Origin of the sequence: Streptomyces beijiangensis, assembly GCF_017315755.1 — a bacterium.
Classification (GTDB): domain Bacteria; phylum Actinomycetota; class Actinomycetes; order Streptomycetales; family Streptomycetaceae; genus Streptomyces; species Streptomyces beijiangensis.
In genome coordinates, this window is record NZ_JAFLRJ010001268.1 from 1 (window position 1) to 418 (window position 418).

At 73.2% G+C, this 418-nt stretch carries 1 protein-coding gene; it reads right to left on the bottom strand.

Features of this window, described 5'->3' with window-relative positions; translation table 11 throughout:
- Window positions 1–418 (bottom strand): FAD-dependent oxidoreductase (locus J0695_RS41465; RefSeq protein ID WP_206969976.1); only part of this gene is annotated, 418 nt, incomplete at both ends.

Genomic DNA, 418 nt, shown 5'->3' on the forward strand with positions numbered 1-418 from the left:
CGCTCGGCGCCCGGCTGCGGTGTGCCGTGCGGGGCGAAGACCGGGAGGCGGTCGCCGGTGCGGACCTTGCGTGTGAGGCCCGGCAGGGTGTCGCGAAGTGACTCGGCGGGCCGGTAGCTGACGTCGTGCTGCGCCTTCAGCGGGGCCCCGAAGCGCTGGATGCTCCCGCTGCGGTGGGCCAGGCGCAGGGCGTTGTCGCGGGCCGCGACCTCGTGGCGGCGCTTGAACAGGCCCCAGCTGGTCTGCTTGGCGGTCGTCAGGACGATGCGCTCGGCGGCGAGGTGCCGGTCGGTGTCGTACGTGTCGAGAATGCCGGGCTCGTACAGGCCGTTGACGACCCCGGCGAGCTTCCAGGCCAGGTTGACCGCGCCCTGGATGCCGGTGTTCATGCCCTGGGCGCCGGGTCGCCGAGACGATG